Here is a 16,154-nt window from a genome sequence, read left to right on the forward strand (position 1 = left end):
CATTGAGCCTTCCTGGAGAGGCGGCTTCAGGGCATAACCTGATCCGTATGCAAGGTGGCTCTCTGACGGAGCGGCGCAAGGCCGCGACCCGACTGGACATCGCCCGTACGGCGGCGTCGCTCTTCGTGGAACACGGCCTGCGGACCACGCGCGCCGAGGACATCGCGCGCGCCGCGGGCGTCGCCCCGCGCACCTTCTACCGCTACTTCGCGACCAAGGAGGAGGCCGTCACGCCACTGCTCACCGCCGGGGCCTGGCAGTGGGTGGAGGCGGTGCGGGACGCCCCGGGCGCGCTGTCCGTGCCCGATGCGCTGCGGCACGCCGCCGCCCGCACGCTGACTCCGGATCCGGACGACGCGGCCGCCTCGGAGTCCCTGGACTGGGTTCGGTCCCTTCTGAGGATGGCGGTGGACAGCCCCGCCCTCCGATCGGCCTGGAACGACGCGTGCCATGACTCGGAGGTCACCCTGGCAGCGGTGCTCACCGCGCGTGCCGGACTCCCGGACGGAACGGACCCGCTGGACATCCGGCTGACGGCCGGGGTCGCCGGCGCGGCGGTGCGGGTGGCGGTGGAGACCTGGGCGGCGAGCGACGCCCCGGCAACGGGGCCGCTGGGACCCGCGGCGCTGGCCGAGCGCTGCCTCACCGCCGCCGAAGGCGCGCTGAAGGGCGCCTGATCCCGCCCGACTCCCCGGCACGGGCCGGACACCTCGGCTCCCGGGAGGCGGATCGAACGCGCCGACCGGCGAGAAGGCGTCGGCGTCACGTGGGCACGGGCATCGCGGGCACGGCCCGGAGTCGTCGGCACCGGGCCGTGCGCGGCGTGGACGTACCACCGGTTCGCGGAGCCCGCCGGAGTTCCGCGAACCGGCGACCGACCTGTCGCGTCGACTACTTCAGGCCGGTGTCCAGTGCGTTCATCAAGGTGCCCTGTGACGTGTCACCCGACATCTCCCAGACCATGACGCCCAGCAGACCCTTGGACTTCACGTAGTCGGCCTTCCTGCCGATGGACCAGGTGTCGTCGAAGGACCACCACTGACTGCCGGTGTAGCCGTACGTGGACACCGACTGCTCGTCATGATGGACCGTCATGGTCGGGTACGCGCCGATCAGGTTGGCGTAACCGCGCGTACCGGCCTCCTCCGCGAACTGGCCGGGGGCGGCGCCGCCCGCCGACTGCCATTCACCGGCGACTCCACCGTCGGCGACGTTCTGCCAGCCCCGGCCGTAGAACGGGATGCCGAGGGTCAGCTTGCGGGGCTCGACTCCCGCGTCCGTATAGGCCCTGATGGCGGCGTCGGCGCTGAAGTGGAAGTCGTAGGGGTCCTGGTCGTCGGTGTAGAGGTTGGCCTGGTGGCCGGTGCGATTCGGCTCCCAGGAGTTGTCGCTGCCGGAGCCGTGGAAGTCGTAACCCTGGACGTTGGCCACGTCGAGGGAGTCGAAGACCTTGCCCAGGTCCCAGCCGTCACCGATCTTCTGCGGGTCGGCGGGGGTGAAGGCGGTGAGCAGACGGTGGCCGCCGCCGAGGGCGTCCATCTGCTTGCGGAACTCGGCGAGCAGCAGGGTCAGGTTGTCCTTGTCGTCCGGCGAGTAGTGGTTGCCGGGGTGTCCGGTGTCCGTGCCGGGCCACTCCCAGTCGATGTCGAACCCGTCGAAGATGCCGGCCGCGGTACCGGGGCCGCCCGCGCCGCCGTACTCGGGCAGGTTGCCCTTGATGTACATGTCGATGCAGGAGGAGACGAACTTCTTGCGGGAGGCGTCGGTGGCCGCCACGTCGGAGAAGTACTTCGAGTACGTCCAGCCGCCGAGCGAGACCACGATCTTCAGGTCGGGGTGGAGCTTCTTGAGCTTCTTCAACTGGTTGAAGTTGCCGCGCAGTTTGCCCCAGCCGTCGTCCGCGACGCCGTCGACGGACTGGGCGGCGCTGAACGGGCGGGCGTAGTCGGCGTCGGCGTCACCGGCGCCGGTGCCCTGCTCGGGGTCCTCGGGGTCGGCGGTGGTGCCCTTGGTGACACCGTTCAGGCAGGTCAGGTTGGTGGGGTCGATGTTGGCGAAGGCGTAGTTGACGATGTCGAGCTTGTCGGCGGCACCGGAGTCGTGGAGGTTCTTGACGAAGTACTGGCGGCCGTAGATGCCCCACTGGACGAAGTAGCCGACCTTGGCGTAGTTGCCCGCGCCGACGATGTCGTCGGTCTTCACGGTGAGCGCGTTGCCGGCCGGGGAGGCGTTGTCCGCCGCGTCACGGGCCTTGACCGTGAAGGTGTAGGAGGTCGAGGGCGAGAGTCCGCCGATGGTGGCGGTGGTCGTCGTACCGGACACCGTGGTGGCCAGGACGCCGCCGCGGTAGATGTCGTAGGCGGCGACCCGCTGGTTGTCCGTCGCGGCGGTCCAGGCCAGGGTGACGGACGAGGAGTCGGTCGCGGTGGCGTGCAGCGAGCCCGGCGCGGTGGGCGGGGAGGTGTCGGTGGCCGGGTCGACGGTGGTGACCGCCGACGGGGCGCTCTCGGCGGAGGTGTTGCCGCGGGTGTCCCTGGCCCGGACGGTGAAGGAGTAGGCGGTGGCCGGGGTCAGCCCGGTGACCGTGGCCGAGGTCGCCGCGGTGGCCGTGCCGACCACCTTGCCGCCGGCCAGGATGTCGTACGACGCCACGGGGAAGTCGCCCGCGGTGGCCGCCGTCCAGGACAGCGAGGCGGTACGGGCGGTGACGTCGGTCTGCTTCAGCCCGCTCGGCGCGCCCGGCGGCACGTCCGCGGAGCCGTCGCACTTGTCGCCGTTGACCCGGCAGCCGGTCGGCGCGGCGATCGGTCCGGTGGCCACGAACCAGAAGCTGTACGGCTCGGTGGTGCCGTGCGCGGCGACCGTTCCGTTGTAGTGGGCGTTGACCGCGGTGACATGGCTGCCCCGAGTGGTGACGGTGCCGTTGTAGGAGGTGTCGATCGCGACCCCTGCAGGGAGGTCGAATTCGAGGCTCCAGCCGGTCACGGCGGTGTCGGTGTCGTTGTGCAGGACATAGGTCCCCTTCCACCACGAGCCGTTGTCGGCGGAGGTGAAGGTGGCGGTGAGCCTGCCCGCCGCGTGCGCGGGTGCGGTCTGCAAGGACAGCAGTGCGAGGAGGAGTCCGAGGACGGCGACGAGGGCGGTCGCCGTTCTCCTTTTGGAGGTCATGTGCTCGAACATGGTTCTCCCTTGGGGCAGGGACCGGTGAGGCGGTCCTGAGGGGGAGCGGGATTCCTTCGTGCCATGGAGCACAGGGGAAACTAAATGGTCTGGACCAAATCGTCAATAGGTACAGACCATTTGCCGACCACCCGCAGCCCGCCGGCGCCGTCCGGACCGAGTGCCGGCCACCCGTCGAGCCGGCCGAGAAGCCACCCTCGGGGACCAACTGAGGTACTGGTGTGCGAATTTGATGCCGGTGCGGTTATGATCACGCGCGGCAAGGCTGTAGCGCAGAGGTCGTCGCGCCCTAGCATCAAGCTGGAGGACGTCGGTTCGAATCCGACCGGTCTTGCCGCCTTTTCGTGGAGGAGAGTCGATGGCGTCGGTTCGTCCTGAGCGGGCGGACGCGATCTTCCCCTCCCGGCCGGGTGCCGGTGGGGGACCTGGGGAGTAGTGATGTTGCAGCCGATGCCCGTGCGCTGTCCCGCGATCGAGCACCCGGACATTCCGCTCGCCGACGCGGCCCTGCTGGATCCGCTGCTGGAACGACTGGGCGCGGCACACCCCGTCGGGTCCGACGAGACCTTCGCGCTCGGCACGCTGCGGATGGACGGGCGGGTCGATCTCTGCAAGCAGGGACTCGGCGCGGCAGGCGCGGTCCGGGTGATGCCCGCGGTCGCCCGCTCCCCGCATGCCACGCATGTGCTGCTCGGCACCAACTCGCTCGGCGACGAAGGGGCACGGGCCGTAGCCGAGGCGCTGGGCCGGGGCGGCCACGGGCTGCGGACGGTCTACCTCGGCTGCAACCGCATCGGCACCGACGGGGTCACGGCGATCGCGCAGGCGCTGGGCGAGGACGACACCGTCAGGGCGTTGTGGCTGAAGCGCAACCCCGTGACGGACGCCGGTGTCCGGGCGCTCGTCCCGATGCTGCGCCACAACACCGTGCTGCGCACTCTCGATCTGGTGAACACCGGGCTCACCGCCGAGGGACTCGGCGCACTGCTCGCCGTGCTCGCCGAACGGCCCCGGCCGGTCGAGCGGCTGTTCCTCGGGGGCAACGGCCTCGGTGCCGAGGCCGCGCCACTGCTGGCCGCGCTGATCCGGGACGCGGGGGTGCGGGAGCTGTACCTGCCCTCCAACCACCTCGGCGACGCGGGGGCAGCCGTGCTCGCGGCCGCCGTCGACCCCGCCCGCCCGGTCCGGCTCGGTCTCGGCGGCAACGGGATCGGGCCCGCCGGGGCACGCGCGCTGGCCGACGCGCTCGACGGGATCGAGGCGCTCGACCTGGGCCGGCCGCCCTCGGAGCGCAGTCTCGGGGCGCGGTCCAATGTCACCGGTGACATCGGGGCCGACGCGCTGGCCGGTGCGCTGCGTGGCAGTCCGCTGCGACGACTGGAGCTGCGCCACACCGGGCTCACCGGGCGGGGCGCGAAGACCCTCCTCGCCGCCGTCGACGCCGACTCCCGTCTGGAGTACGTGGGGTTGGGCCCCGGACTGCCCCGCAAGGTGAAGCGGTCCTTCGCGGCGCGGCTGCGTCCGGACCACGGAACCCATGCGGACCTGCGCGCGGTCAGGAGTCTCTACCGGTGAGCCGGGACATGATGGCGGAGCTCTTCGATCCGGAGGAGACGGCGAGCCTGCGGCAGGTCCGCCGCTACGCGGTGCCCCGGTCGATGATCGAGGCGTCCGCCGAGCGGCGCGCGGCCGGGGACTGGCGGGGCGCCTGCGAGGCGGCCCGGTTCGATGTCACGTTCGATCGGCGGGAGATCAGCGCGCGGTACGGTCCGGACGTGGCCGGAGCTCTTGAGTCCGATCTCCGCCATCTGGTGCCGGACCTGGTGCGCTGGCACCTGCCGCGCGTGCTGGGCGGGCGCTCGACGCTCGCCACCGGCCTGACCGTGGTCCTGGCGGGTCACGGCGTCACGGCGGACGTGCCCGGGGCCACCGCCCCGTATCTGTATCTGCGCACTCCCCCGATGGTCGACGGTCCCCAGCGGATCTCGCTGCGGTTCGGACCGCTGCGCCACGGCGACTCGCCCGGGACCTTCCATACGGGCGTCACGGACTGGCGGGCCTGCCGGTACCTCTGGGACGCGCGCCGCAGTGACGAACTGCGCGCGCGGGCCGGTGGGGCGGACCGGTTGCCGTTCCTCCACGCCGACGGCACCCCGCTCGGGAGGGACGAACTGCCCGACGCGGATCCGGGCGCCGGTGACCCGGTGGCCCGTGACGAGTGGGTGACACTGCTGTACCAGCGGGGCCGGGTGGCCGAAGCCCTGGCGGCGGTGGGCATCGAGCTGGATCCGGCCGAGCCGGCCACGCCGAGGTGGTACCGGGCGGAACCGCAAGCGGTCCTGGCCCGGCTGGGTCTCGACGTTCCCCGGCTGGAGTCGGAGGCCCGGCGGTTCGCGCAGCTGTACCCGGCGGCGCGTGTCCAGATCGGTGAGGACTGGCGTGCCCGCGTCCTGCTGGAGTTCACGGGCCGCGACAGCGGGCTGCGCATAGGACTCGTCGAACGGGACGCCGTCGGGGACGTCCCCTTCCTTCCCCCCGCGTTCCGGCAGCGGCTGCCGGACCTCGATCTGCTGCGGACCGGCGCGGTGTCTCCCGCGCACCTGCATCCGCTGGTCGCCGGGGCCCTCTTCCCCGGCCTCGACGCCGCGGCGGGACCGCCGGGGCCGAGGCCCCCCGCGCCGGTACGGGTCAGGTGCCGGGGTGAATGGCATGAGGTCGTCTTCCGCGACGGGAAGCTCGACTCCCCGCACAGCCCGCAGGAACGACAGCGCGAGCACGCCCTGCGGGCCTTCGGCGGCGCGGTCACCGGTTGCTTCGCCGTGGAACACTCCTGCACCACCGGCACCGGCCGACTGCCCAAGGCCCTGCGGGCGCAGCGACGGGATCTGTTCCTGCGCGCCCAGCACGGGGACACACCGGCGGTCCTGGAACTCCTGGACGCGGGTGTCGACCCCCGGGTGCGGGACGGCGGGCAGCGCAGTCTGCTCCATGTGCTGCACCTCCTCGACCACGAGCCGCTGCTTCCCCGGCTCCTGGCGGCCGGTCTCGATGTGGAGGCCCTGGACCACCGGGGACGCACCCCGCTCTGTGTGGCCGTCAGCGACGGCGGCTCGGCGGAACTGGTGTCGGCGCTGGTCGGGGCCGGAGCCCGGATCGACGTCCTCGACCAGATGGAACTCTCGCTGGACCAGCTGATCCGCAGATATCGCCGGACGGACCTGGACTTCCTCAGGGAACGGGTGGAGAAGGAGCATCCGGACATCGGGGCCGAGTGGTGGGACGAGTGGCAGGAAGAGAAGGACGACGAGGACGAGGAGGGTGAGGACGGGTGAGCACCGTCGCGCCGGGCACGCCGGGACAGCCCCTTGCACCACCGCCTCCCGCCGTACCGGGACAGCCGCCCGTACCACCGCGCTCCGGTTCCGCGGCGGGACCGCTCGACGCCGCCGACGAGCTGAACCGCCGGCTGCGCACCACCCGGACCGAAGCCGCAGTCAACCCCCAACTCGAAGCACTGGCACTGGCGGTGACGGCCAATCAGCCCGTGTTGCTCTGGGGTGAGCCGGGCATCGGCAAGTCGGCCGGAATGGAGCAGCTCGCCGCCGGGCTCGGCCTCGGTCTCGAAACGGTCATCGCCAGTGTGCACGAGCCCTCCGACTTCGCCGGGCTGCCCGTCGTCGGTGACGACCCGGCGGTGACCGGGGTGCCGATGGCCCCGCCGGACTGGGCGGTCCGGCTCGCCCGGACGGGCCGGGGGCTGCTGTTCTTCGACGAGTTGTCCTCCGCTCCCCCGGCCGTGCAGGCGGCCTTGCTGCGCGTGGTGCTCGAACGCCGCGTGGGGAGCCTGACGTTGCCGGAGTCCGTACGCATCGTGGCGGCGGCGAATCCGCCGTCGAGCGCGGCGGACGGCTGGCACCTCAGCCCGCCGCTCGCCAATCGCTTCGTGCACCTCCAGTGGACGCACGACCCGCGCACCGTCGCGCGCGGCATGGCCGGTACCTGGCCCGAGGTGGCCGTCCCCGTCGTCGATGCGACGAGGGTCGCGGGTTCGGCGGCGCGGGCCCGCGGCGCGGTGTCCGGCTTCCTGACCGCGCGGCCGGGGCTCGTCCATCACATCCCGGCCGACGCGGAGAGCCGGGGCCGGGCGTGGCCGTCCCCCCGGACCTGGGACATGGCGCTGCGGCTGCTCGCCACCGGGTACGCGACGGGCGCCGGGCGGGAGGCGCTGGCCGCCGCGCTGACCGGGGCCGTCGGGGACGGCGCGGGCATCGAGTTGCTGTCCTACCTGGAGAACCTCGACCTGCCCGATCCCGACCGCGTGCTGGCGAACCCCGCCGCGTTCGCCCTCCCCGAACGCGGCGACCGGCAGCTGGCCTTCCTCATCGCGGTCGTCGCGGCCGTCCAGGGCGATCTCACCAGGTCTCGCTGGGAGGCGGGCTGGGCGGTGCTGGCGAAGGCCGTCGACGCGGGTGTGCCCGATGTGGCGGCCAGGGCGGCGGTGGACCTGGCGACGATGCGGGACACCGACTGGCCGGTGCCGGAGGGCATCGACGCCTTCGTGGAACTGCTGCAGCTGTCCGGCGCGCTGCCGCAGAGCGGCTGAGTCGGGAACACCGGTGCCGGAACCGGAAACCGCCCCGGAGCGGCCCCAGTTGGACATGACCAAGCTGCTCGCCGCCCGCTACCGGGCGGCGAGCGACCGCCCCTACCTGGCGTCTGCCCTCTATGCCCTGACGGTGGTTTCGAGCACCGGGGTCCCGACCATGGGCGTGGACCGGCACTGGCGTTGTTACGTGTCACCCGCCTTCGTCGACGCGACACCGGTGGCGGAGCTCGCGGCGGTGTGGCTGCACGAGGTGGCGCATCTGCTGCGCGACCACCATGGACGCGCCGAACGGCTGCCCGCCGCCGACCAGCGCGACCACCACCGCCTCAACGTGGCCCAGGACTGCGAGATCAACGACGACCTGATCTCCGACGGACTGCCCCTGCCTGCCGGCCGGATGGAGCCCCGGCTCTTCGGGCTGCCCACCGGGCAGCTCTTCGAGGCATATCTCCCCGGGCTGCCACCGGGCCCCGACTCGCTCGACTGCGGGTCGGGCGCCCATGGGCGACCGGTGCCCTGGGAGCTGACCGGGGCCGACGGGCCGACCCGCCTCGGTCCGGTCGAGGCGGAGGCGCTGCGGCGCCACACCGCGGAGGCCATGCGGGCGCACCGGCGCAGCCGGGGCACCCTCCCGGCGGGCTGGGAACGCTGGGCGGACCAGATCCTTGAGCCCACCGTCGACTGGCGGCAGGCGCTCGCGGGCGCGGTCCGGGAGGCCGCCGCGTGGGCCGCCGGCGCGATCGACTACACCTACCGTCGCCCCTCCCGCCGCAGTGCGGCGCTCCGGGGCGTCGTGCTGCCCAGCCTGCGCCGTCCGCTGCCCCGGGTCGCCGTCGTCATCGACACCTCGGGGTCGATGGGTGACGAGGAGCTCGCCTCTGCTCTGGCGGAGGTCACCGGGGTGCTGCGGGAGGTGGGCGTCCGGGGCAATCGCGTCACCGTCCTCGCCTGCGACGCCGATGTGCGAAGCGTGTCCCGGGTGACGGCCGCCGAACAGATCACCCTGGGCGGGGGCGGTGGCACCGACATGCGTGTGGGCATCGCCGCCGCTCTCGCCGCGCGGGACCGCCCGAACATCGTCGTCGTCCTGACCGACGGTTGCACCCCCTGGCCGGACGAGGCCCCCTCGTGCCGGCTCGTCGCGGCGCTCATCGGCGCGGACGCCCCGCAGCCTCCGAGGTGGGTGGAGACCGTTCGCGTCACCGGCTGATCCGGCGGGGGACGCCCCGTCACCACCGCCCGCGCTCCGGGGGCCGATGGCCCCTCCACGGGCTCAGTCGCCGAGGACGACCGTGCGCTGGGCGGAGAAGTCGCCCCACTTCCCGTCCGGGAGCTTGGCGCGGATCTTCATGGAGTAGCGGGTACCGCGCGGGTCGCCGACGGTGAGCCGGTAACTCGCCCGGCCCGCGGGCGGGGTGGCGCCCCACACGATCGTGGTGGTCGGCCTGCCGTCCATGAAGAGCTGGTACGCGGGGATCTCACCGCCCGTCTCGGGCTGCTTCCAGTTCAGGTCGACGGCGTACTCCTTGCCCTGCACATGGTTGCTGATCCGCAGGTCGGTGGGGGCGGTGCCGGCGGGTGCGCCCGGAGCGAACGCGGTGGTGAGATCGACGGCGTTGCTGTCCTGCGAGGAGGTGTCGGCGGCGTCGCGGGCCCGCACGGTGAAGGTGTAGACGGTGCCGGGGCGCAGTCCGGTCAGATGTGCCGTCGTCCTGGTGCCGGGCACGCTGTGGATCCGGGAGTCCTCCTGGTAGATGTCGTACGCGGTGACGCCGACGTCGTCCGTCGAGCCGCCCCAGGAGAGGTTCACCGCCCTGCTGCCGTCCGCCGTGCCGCGCAGCTTCACCGGGCGTGTCGGCGGCTCGTGGTCGGCGGGGGTCGGGGCCGGTGTGGTGACGGTCGCGGCGGCGCTCGGGGCGGAGAGGTTTCCGGCGGCGTCACGGGCCCGGACGGTGAAGGAGTGGGCGGTCGAGGCGGTCAGCCCGTCGACGTCGATCATCACCTTGGACGCCGGGACGGATCTGACCTTCCTGCCCTTGTCGTAGACCTCGTAGCCGGTGACCGCCTTGTCGTCGAAGGCCCGCTCCCACATGACGTGCACGGAAGTGGCGCTGCCGGCCTGCGCCGTCACATGGCCCGGCACCGTGGGGGCGCGGGTGTCCGCCTCGGGGGTGGAGCCGCAGGCGGTGAGCGCGGCGAGGAGCAGGGCGGCGGAGCAGACCGACGTGGTGGTTGCGTGGGGGCGTTGCACGGTCGTGCCTTCCATCCGGCAGCAATGGTCCAGACCTGTATCGCATGGTGCGGGGGTCGCCGACAAGAGGGTGGATCGGAACGTTCCGCAATGTGCCGGTGTGCGTGGGCGGTTCGCCGGCCGGAGCGGGCCGGAGGCCGTTGTGTACCGCGGCCGGTCGGCCGATGCCGGGGAACGGGACCGGGAATGACGTGGCGTCGGACGATGCGGTGCAAACGTGGGGTCGCGCTGTCGGCCCACGCGGCGCCGGGCGCGCCGTCCTGGACGGCGCGGGCCCGGCTGGGCGGCCTCGTCGACGGCGCGCCCGCCGATCTCGTCGCCCACGCCACCGACCCGGCCCTGGACCCCGCCGTGCTGAATCGTCCCGGCCGGATCGTGCTCCGGGGGCGCGTCGTGCGATGAGCGATGAGTTCCGGACGCCGGAGCGGTCTGCACTGCATGAACAATCACACCGATACGAACCCGACGATTCCCACGGTCGACCTGGAGCCCGCGGCCCGGCAGATCACCGACCTGCTTCCCGGCATCCATGAGCAGCAACTGGCCGGCCCGACGCCCTGTCCCGACTACACGGTACGGGAGCTGCTCGCCCACGTGGTCGGGCTGGCCACGGCCTTCCGCGACGCGGGACGCAAGGAATTCGGGCCGACGACCGACACCGCCCCGGACGCCGCGCTCCCGGTCCTTGCCGAGGACTGGCGCGAGGCATTGCCGACGGTGCTGGACGAGCTGGTGACGGCCTGGCGCGCCCCCGCCGCCCGGCAGGGGATGACCAGGGCCGGCGGCGTGGACCTGCCGGGCGACGTGGCCGCGATGGTCGCGCTGGACGAATTGGTGATCCACGGCTGGGACCTGGCCCGGTCCACCGGCCAGAAGTACGAGCCCGACGAGGCGAGCCTTCTCGTCTCGCTGGCCCTGCTGACCCCCGGCGACGACGCCCCCCGGTCCGAGACCGTCTTCGGTCCGCCGGTTCCGGTGGCGGCCGACGCCCCGCTGGTCGACCGGGCCGTCGCCATGAGCGGCCGGCGCCCGGACTGGCAGCCGGGCGACTGAGGACGGGCGGCGGCAGGCCGCCCGCCGGGAGCGCGTACGAGGCCAGAGGGCCGGTGGGCCGTGCCGGATACGGCACGGCTCGGGCCGTGGCCTCGTAGACCGAACCCTGGTGCAGGATGCTGCCGTACAGCTCGCAGACCGCCTCGGACGCCGCTTCCCCGTCGTCCCCGGCAAGTGCCCGCAGGCAGTCGGGCACGTCGGCGGCGCTGCCGTACGCATGGTGCAGCTCCGCCCACGGCTGGGCGTCGACAACGGCGAAGAACCGTGCGGGTTCCATGAAAACGGATCATGGCACCCGGCACTGACATCGATGCCGATACTCGGGTTCCGGCGGTCGTGACCCGTCAGCTGGTGAAGAACTCCGTGATCCGCTGGGCCACCTGGTCGGGATGGACCTCGTGCACCCGATGACCGCCCGCGATCGTGATCAGCCGGCAGTCGGGGATCAGTGAGGCCATGTCCTGCAGACGTCCCTGCGGCATGGTGGACTCCGGGCCGCCGGCGATCATCAGCGTCGGCGCGACGATCTCGCCGAGTCCCGCCGCCCACTCCGGATCGGGGTCGGCCACCTGGGCCCGGACGGGAGCGACGACGGCCCAGTCGTAGTCCACCGGCCCGTCCGGCTCGGCGGTCGGCTTCGGCTCGCTCGGGAACGGCGGCGGGGTCTCCACCAGCACCAGCCGCTCCACCCGGTCCGGGTGCTCCTGGGCGAGCAGATGGGCGACAACGCCGCCCATCGAGTGGCCGACCAGGCCCACCCGGTCGAGTTCGCACTCGTCGAGGAAGCCGAGTACGTCGTCCCGCATCAGCTCGAAGGAGTACTCGTCCGGCCAGTCGCTCTCACCATGACCCCGCAGGTCGAGGGCGTACACCCGCCACTCCTCGCCGAGCAGGCTCCCGGCCGCCTCCCAGCTCGCGGCCGAGCCGCCGAGGCCGTGCAGCAGGACCACCGGCGAACCGAAGGGGTCGCCCCAGGTCCGATACGCCAGCCGTACATCGCCGACATCCACCACAGACTGATCTTCCATACCCATGACGCTACCGCCGAATCGGTGAGGACCACTCCGCGCGGCCTGGCAGGGTTGGGGCATGAAGATCGTTCCGCGCCCGCTGCCCGTCGCCTTCACCGCCGCGTTCGCCGCCGCCGCCATGGCCGTCTCCGTGCTCTCCGGATGCTCGGCGGGCGGGTCCGCCGACGGGGGATCGGACACCGGGCTCGACGATCCGGCGAAGAAGGAGATCGCCATGCGGTTGGTCTCCAGCGCCGAGAACTCCTCGCTCGACTGGAAGGCCCAGTACAAGTACATCGAGGACATCGACGACGGCCGCGGCTACACCGCGGGCATCATCGGCTTCTGCTCCGGCACCGGCGACATGCTGAAGGTCGTCGAACGGTACGTGAAGGCACGTCCGGACAGTCCGCTGGCACGGTTCGTGCCCGCCCTGCGGGCCGTGCGGGGCAGTGACGCGCACGACGGTCTCGGCCGCCCGTTCACCGAGGCCTGGGCCGAGGCCGCCGCCGACCCCGCCTTCCGGTCGGCACAGGACGCCGAGCGCGACCGGTCGTACTTCGACCCCGCGGTCGCCCGCGCCGAGGCGGACGGACTCGGCGCTCTGGGGCAGTTCATCTACTACGACGCGTATGTGATGCACGGGTACGGCGACTCGGACGACGCGGCCGGCTTCCGCACGATCCGTCGCCAGGCGCTCTCCGCGGCTGCTCCCCCGGCGCGCGGCGGGGACGAGACGGCCTATCTGAACGCCTTTCTCGACGCCCGTGTCGCGGCGATGCGGAAGGAGGCCGCGCACTCCGACACCAGCCGGGTCGAGACGGCCCAGCGGGTGTTCGTGAAGGAGGGCAGGCTCGGGCTGGAAACGCCGCTGCGCTGGCGGGTGTACGGCGACAGCTACCGGATCGACGTCCGCTAAACCTGCGATCGACGGGCACGGGAAGCATCCGGAGCGTTGACTGCGCACGCCGGTGCGCACACGGCATGACCTGCGCTTTCACTCCTGCACGAAGGGTGATCCGGACCCGTGACCCAGCGGTCGGCGGCGCCGTTGAGGCCGACGAACGGCACACGCGGATGTGGGCCGGAAAACGGAGGAGAGACGCGCATGATGAAGAAGATGATGCCGGCCGCCCTGGTACTGATCGCCGCTATCGGGCTGGCCGCGAGCCCCGCCGCCCAGGCCGTGCAGATCCCCGCGGCCGCCCCGGCCGCGAAGGCACCGGCCGCGGTCTGCACCGTCAACGACAACGGGGTGAACTTCCGCGGCGGACCGGGCAACGACTACCCGGTCCTCGGCCAGGTGAACCGGGGCCAGAACCTCAACTACCGCGGGAAGCAGGGCAACTGGGTCATGGGTGACCTGTGGGGCGGCCCGACGGGCGTCTGGATCCACGTGGCGTACCTGAACTGCTGAGGCCAGCCCGTCCCGGCCCCGCACCACGCCCGCGCGCGGTGCGGGGCCTTCGCAGGTTTTGGCGGAATGTTCTCGACTCCCCCGTGTCATAGGGGTGTACGGCGCCCGCTCCACCCTGATAGGAAAGCTTCCTAACAGATGATGGAACGACGAACTCCCTTTGGAGGACTGGTGCACACCCCCCATGAGCGCACCGCACGTCGCAACACCCGCTCCGTACGCGTCGCGATCATCACGGTCGGACTGGCCCTCACGGCGATACCCGTCAGCGCGTACGCCGGTGCCCCCTCGCACCAGGCGGTGCCCCAGCGGACCGCGGTCGCCCCGCAGGCCGTCGCCGCGACCGGGCTCGACGATCCGGCGAAGAAGGAGATCGCCATGCAGTTGGTCTCCAGCGCCGAGAACTCCTCGCTCGACTGGAAGGCCCAGTACAAGTACATCGAGGACATCGACGACGGCCGCGGCTACACCGCGGGCATCATCGGCTTCTGCTCCGGCACCGGCGACATGCTCGACCTCGTCGAGCTGTACACCCAGCGCAAGCCGGGCAACGTCCTCGCGAAGTACCTCCCCGCGTTGCGCAAGGTCAACGGCACGGACTCGCACGCCGGTCTCGACCCGAACTTCACGAAGGACTGGGCGACCGCGGCGTCCGACTCGGCGTTCAAGCAGGCCCAGAACGACGAGCGCGACCGCGTGTACTTCAACCCTGCCGTCAAGCAGGGCAAGGCGGACGGCATCGGCACACTGGGCCAGTTCGCGTACTACGACGCCATCGTCATGCACGGTGACGGCGGCGACAGCACCAGCTTCGGCTCCATCCGCAAGCGGGCCCTCGCCAAGGCGAAGCCGCCGGCCCAGGGCGGCAACGAGGTGACGTACCTCAACGCCTTCCTGGACGCCAGGGTCTGGGCGATGCGGCAGGAGGAGGCCCACTCGGACACCAGCCGGGTGGACACCGCCCAGCGGGTCTTCCTGAAGAAGGGCAACCTGAACCTGACCCCGCCGCTCGACTGGAAGGTGTACGGCGACAGCTTCCACATCGGCTGACGCACCCCGGGCACGGCCGTGGCGCGTACGGCAGCACCCCCGAGGGTCGCCGTACGTGCCACGGTGCCGTGCCGGACGGGACTCTTCCCGTCAGTGTGCGGCCACCGGGGCCGGGGCCGCCCGATTCGTCTCCGTCTCCGGCTCCGACCGTTCCTGATCCGCCCCCCGGCCGAGGTGGTTGAAGGCCAGGTTCAGCACGATCGCCACGACGCACCCGGTGGATATCCCGGAGTCCAGCACGACGAGCAGATCCTTCGGGAACGCGTGGTAGAAGTCCGGCGCGGCGATCGGGATCAGCCCGACGCCCACGGCCGCCGCCACGATCAGCGCGTTCTCACCCTTCTCCAGCGCGGCGGTCGCCAGCGTCTGGATGCCGCTCGCGGCGACCGAGCCGAAGAGCACGATGCCCGCGCCACCGAGGACGGGCAGCGGGACGAGCGCGATGACGGACGCGGCGACCGGGACCAGCCCGAGCACGATCAGGATGCCGCCGCCCGCTGCCACCACAAAGCGGCTGCGGACCTTGGTCATCGCGACCAGCCCGATGTTCTGGGCGAACGCGCTGCACATGAAGCCGTTGAAGAGCGGGCTGACGGCACTGCCCAGGGTGTCGGCCCGCAGGCCGCCCTCGATGGTCCGCTCGTCCGCCGGACGGCCCACGATCCGGCCGAGAGCCAGCATGTCGGCGGTGGACTCGGTCATGCAGACCAGCATCACGATGCACATCGAGACGATCGCGGCGACCTCGAACTGCGGTGCCCCGAAGTGGAACGGCGTCGGGAAGCCGAGCAGGTCGGCGTCCTTGATGGCGCCGAAGTCGGTGATGCCGACCGGTATCGCGATCAACGTGCCGGCGACCAGTCCGAGCAGGATGGCGATCTGCTGGAGGAAGCCGCGCAGCAGTTTGCGCAGGGCGAGCACGATCACCAGTGTGACCGCCGCCATGGTGATGTTGGTCGTCGAACCGTAGTCGTCGGCCCTGGCGTTGCCGCCCTGCGACCAGTTGAAGGCGACCGGCAGCAGCGAGACGCCGATCAGGGTGATCACGGTGCCGGTGACGACGGGCGGGAAGAAGCGGACCAGCTTGCAGAAGTACGGGGCGAGCAGGAAGCCGAGCAGCCCGGCGACGATGATCGCGCCGAAGATGACGGCGATGCCGTCGTGCCCGCGGTCCTTTCCGATCGCCACCATCGGGGTGACCCCGGCGAAGGAGACCCCGTTGACGAACGGCAGCCGGGCGCCGATGCGCCAGATGCCGAGTGTCTGGAGCAGGGTGGCCAGACCGGCGGTGAAGAGGCTCGCCCCCATCAGGAAGGCGGTCTCCTTGGGGGTGAGTCCCACGGCGGGGCCCACGATCATCGGCGGGGCCACCACACCCGCGTACATCGCGGCCACGTGCTGGAGGCCGCTGGTGAACATCTTCAGTGGCGGGAGCGTTTCGTCGACCGGGTGTTTCCGGTCGACCGGGGCCGGTTCGACGAGGGGGTCGTGCGGGGGGTCGGAGTCGGGTTCTGCGACTGCGTCGTTGTGAAACCTGGGCGTAGCTGCCACGGCGGTTCCTCCGGTCGGTTACACGTCTGCGGTGAC

14 protein-coding genes are annotated in these 16,154 nt (G+C 71.9%); 10 read left to right on the forward strand and 4 right to left on the reverse strand.

Translation table 11 applies throughout. The annotated features are described in order from the left end of the window. Positions 1-47 precede the first annotated feature (47 nt). The gene (locus tag ACIRP2_RS13600; RefSeq protein WP_404249693.1) at positions 48-677 is read left to right on the forward strand and encodes a TetR/AcrR family transcriptional regulator; all 630 of its coding nucleotides are present in this window, start codon (positions 48-50) and stop codon (positions 675-677) included. A 214-nt stretch (positions 678-891) separates the two neighbouring features. On the opposite strand, the gene ACIRP2_RS13605 is transcribed toward ACIRP2_RS13600, so the two are convergent. Continuing rightward, complete coding sequence (locus ACIRP2_RS13605) at positions 892-3,180, reverse strand: glycosyl hydrolase family 18 protein (protein ID WP_404249695.1); 2,289 nt, start codon at positions 3,178-3,180, stop codon at positions 892-894. A 438-nt stretch (positions 3,181-3,618) separates the two neighbouring features. On the opposite strand from ACIRP2_RS13605, the gene ACIRP2_RS13610 reads away from it, so the two are divergent. From ACIRP2_RS13610 to ACIRP2_RS13625, 4 genes are read left to right on the forward strand one after another with little or no spacing between them, the layout of a single operon-like run. Beyond that, positions 3,619-4,755, forward strand: a complete 1,137-nt coding sequence (locus tag ACIRP2_RS13610; RefSeq protein WP_404249697.1) for a gala protein — start codon at positions 3,619-3,621, stop codon at positions 4,753-4,755. Next, the gene (locus ACIRP2_RS13615; protein WP_404249699.1) at positions 4,752-6,512 is read left to right on the forward strand and encodes an ankyrin repeat domain-containing protein; all 1,761 of its coding nucleotides are present in this window, start codon (positions 4,752-4,754) and stop codon (positions 6,510-6,512) included. Before ACIRP2_RS13610 ends, ACIRP2_RS13615 begins: the two co-directional genes overlap by 4 nt. Beyond that, a complete protein-coding gene (locus ACIRP2_RS13620; RefSeq protein ID WP_404249701.1) occupies positions 6,509-7,783 on the forward strand; it encodes a sigma 54-interacting transcriptional regulator in 1,275 nt (424 codons plus the stop codon). Before ACIRP2_RS13615 ends, ACIRP2_RS13620 begins: the two co-directional genes overlap by 4 nt. Before the next feature lie 55 nt (positions 7,784-7,838). Further along, a complete protein-coding gene (locus ACIRP2_RS13625) occupies positions 7,839-8,996 on the forward strand; it encodes a VWA-like domain-containing protein (RefSeq protein ID WP_404250817.1) in 1,158 nt (385 codons plus the stop codon). A 63-nt stretch (positions 8,997-9,059) separates the two neighbouring features. On the opposite strand, the gene ACIRP2_RS13630 is transcribed toward ACIRP2_RS13625, so the two are convergent. Then, positions 9,060-10,052, reverse strand: coding sequence for a fibronectin type III domain-containing protein (locus tag ACIRP2_RS13630; RefSeq protein ID WP_404249703.1), 993 nt, complete (start codon positions 10,050-10,052; stop codon positions 9,060-9,062). 189 nt (positions 10,053-10,241) lie between these two features. On the opposite strand from ACIRP2_RS13630, the gene ACIRP2_RS13635 reads away from it, so the two are divergent. Next, positions 10,242-10,439, forward strand: coding sequence for a hypothetical protein (locus ACIRP2_RS13635; RefSeq protein ID WP_404249705.1), 198 nt, complete (start codon positions 10,242-10,244; stop codon positions 10,437-10,439). A gap of 36 nt (positions 10,440-10,475) precedes the next feature. After that, on the forward strand, positions 10,476-11,090 hold the full coding sequence (locus tag ACIRP2_RS13640) for a TIGR03086 family metal-binding protein (RefSeq protein WP_404250819.1): 615 nt from the start codon (positions 10,476-10,478) through the stop codon (positions 11,088-11,090). Between the two features lie 344 nt (positions 11,091-11,434). On the opposite strand, the gene ACIRP2_RS13645 is transcribed toward ACIRP2_RS13640, so the two are convergent. Further along, a complete protein-coding gene (locus ACIRP2_RS13645; RefSeq protein WP_404249707.1) occupies positions 11,435-12,118 on the reverse strand; it encodes an alpha/beta fold hydrolase in 684 nt (227 codons plus the stop codon). Positions 12,119-12,179: 61 nt separating this feature from the next. Here ACIRP2_RS13645 and ACIRP2_RS13650 point away from each other — a divergent pair, with 61 nt between their 5' ends. From ACIRP2_RS13650 to ACIRP2_RS13660, 3 genes are all read left to right on the forward strand, one after another. After that, on the forward strand, positions 12,180-13,019 hold the full coding sequence (locus ACIRP2_RS13650) for a chitosanase (RefSeq protein ID WP_404249709.1): 840 nt from the start codon (positions 12,180-12,182) through the stop codon (positions 13,017-13,019). Between the two features lie 189 nt (positions 13,020-13,208). Continuing rightward, the gene (locus ACIRP2_RS13655) at positions 13,209-13,517 is read left to right on the forward strand and encodes an SH3 domain-containing protein (protein ID WP_404249711.1); all 309 of its coding nucleotides are present in this window, start codon (positions 13,209-13,211) and stop codon (positions 13,515-13,517) included. Positions 13,518-13,688: 171 nt separating this feature from the next. Next, positions 13,689-14,567 (forward strand): chitosanase, encoded by an 879-nt coding sequence (locus tag ACIRP2_RS13660; protein ID WP_404249712.1) that lies wholly within the window; start codon positions 13,689-13,691, stop codon positions 14,565-14,567. A 90-nt stretch (positions 14,568-14,657) separates the two neighbouring features. Here ACIRP2_RS13660 and ACIRP2_RS13665 read toward each other — a convergent pair whose 3' ends face one another. After that, a complete protein-coding gene (locus tag ACIRP2_RS13665; RefSeq protein ID WP_404249714.1) occupies positions 14,658-16,118 on the reverse strand; it encodes a nucleobase:cation symporter-2 family protein in 1,461 nt (486 codons plus the stop codon). Positions 16,119-16,154: the final 36 nt, after the last annotated feature.

It is taken from the genome of Streptomyces sp. NPDC101194 (assembly GCF_044767885.1).
GTDB lineage: Bacteria > Actinomycetota > Actinomycetes > Streptomycetales > Streptomycetaceae > Streptomyces.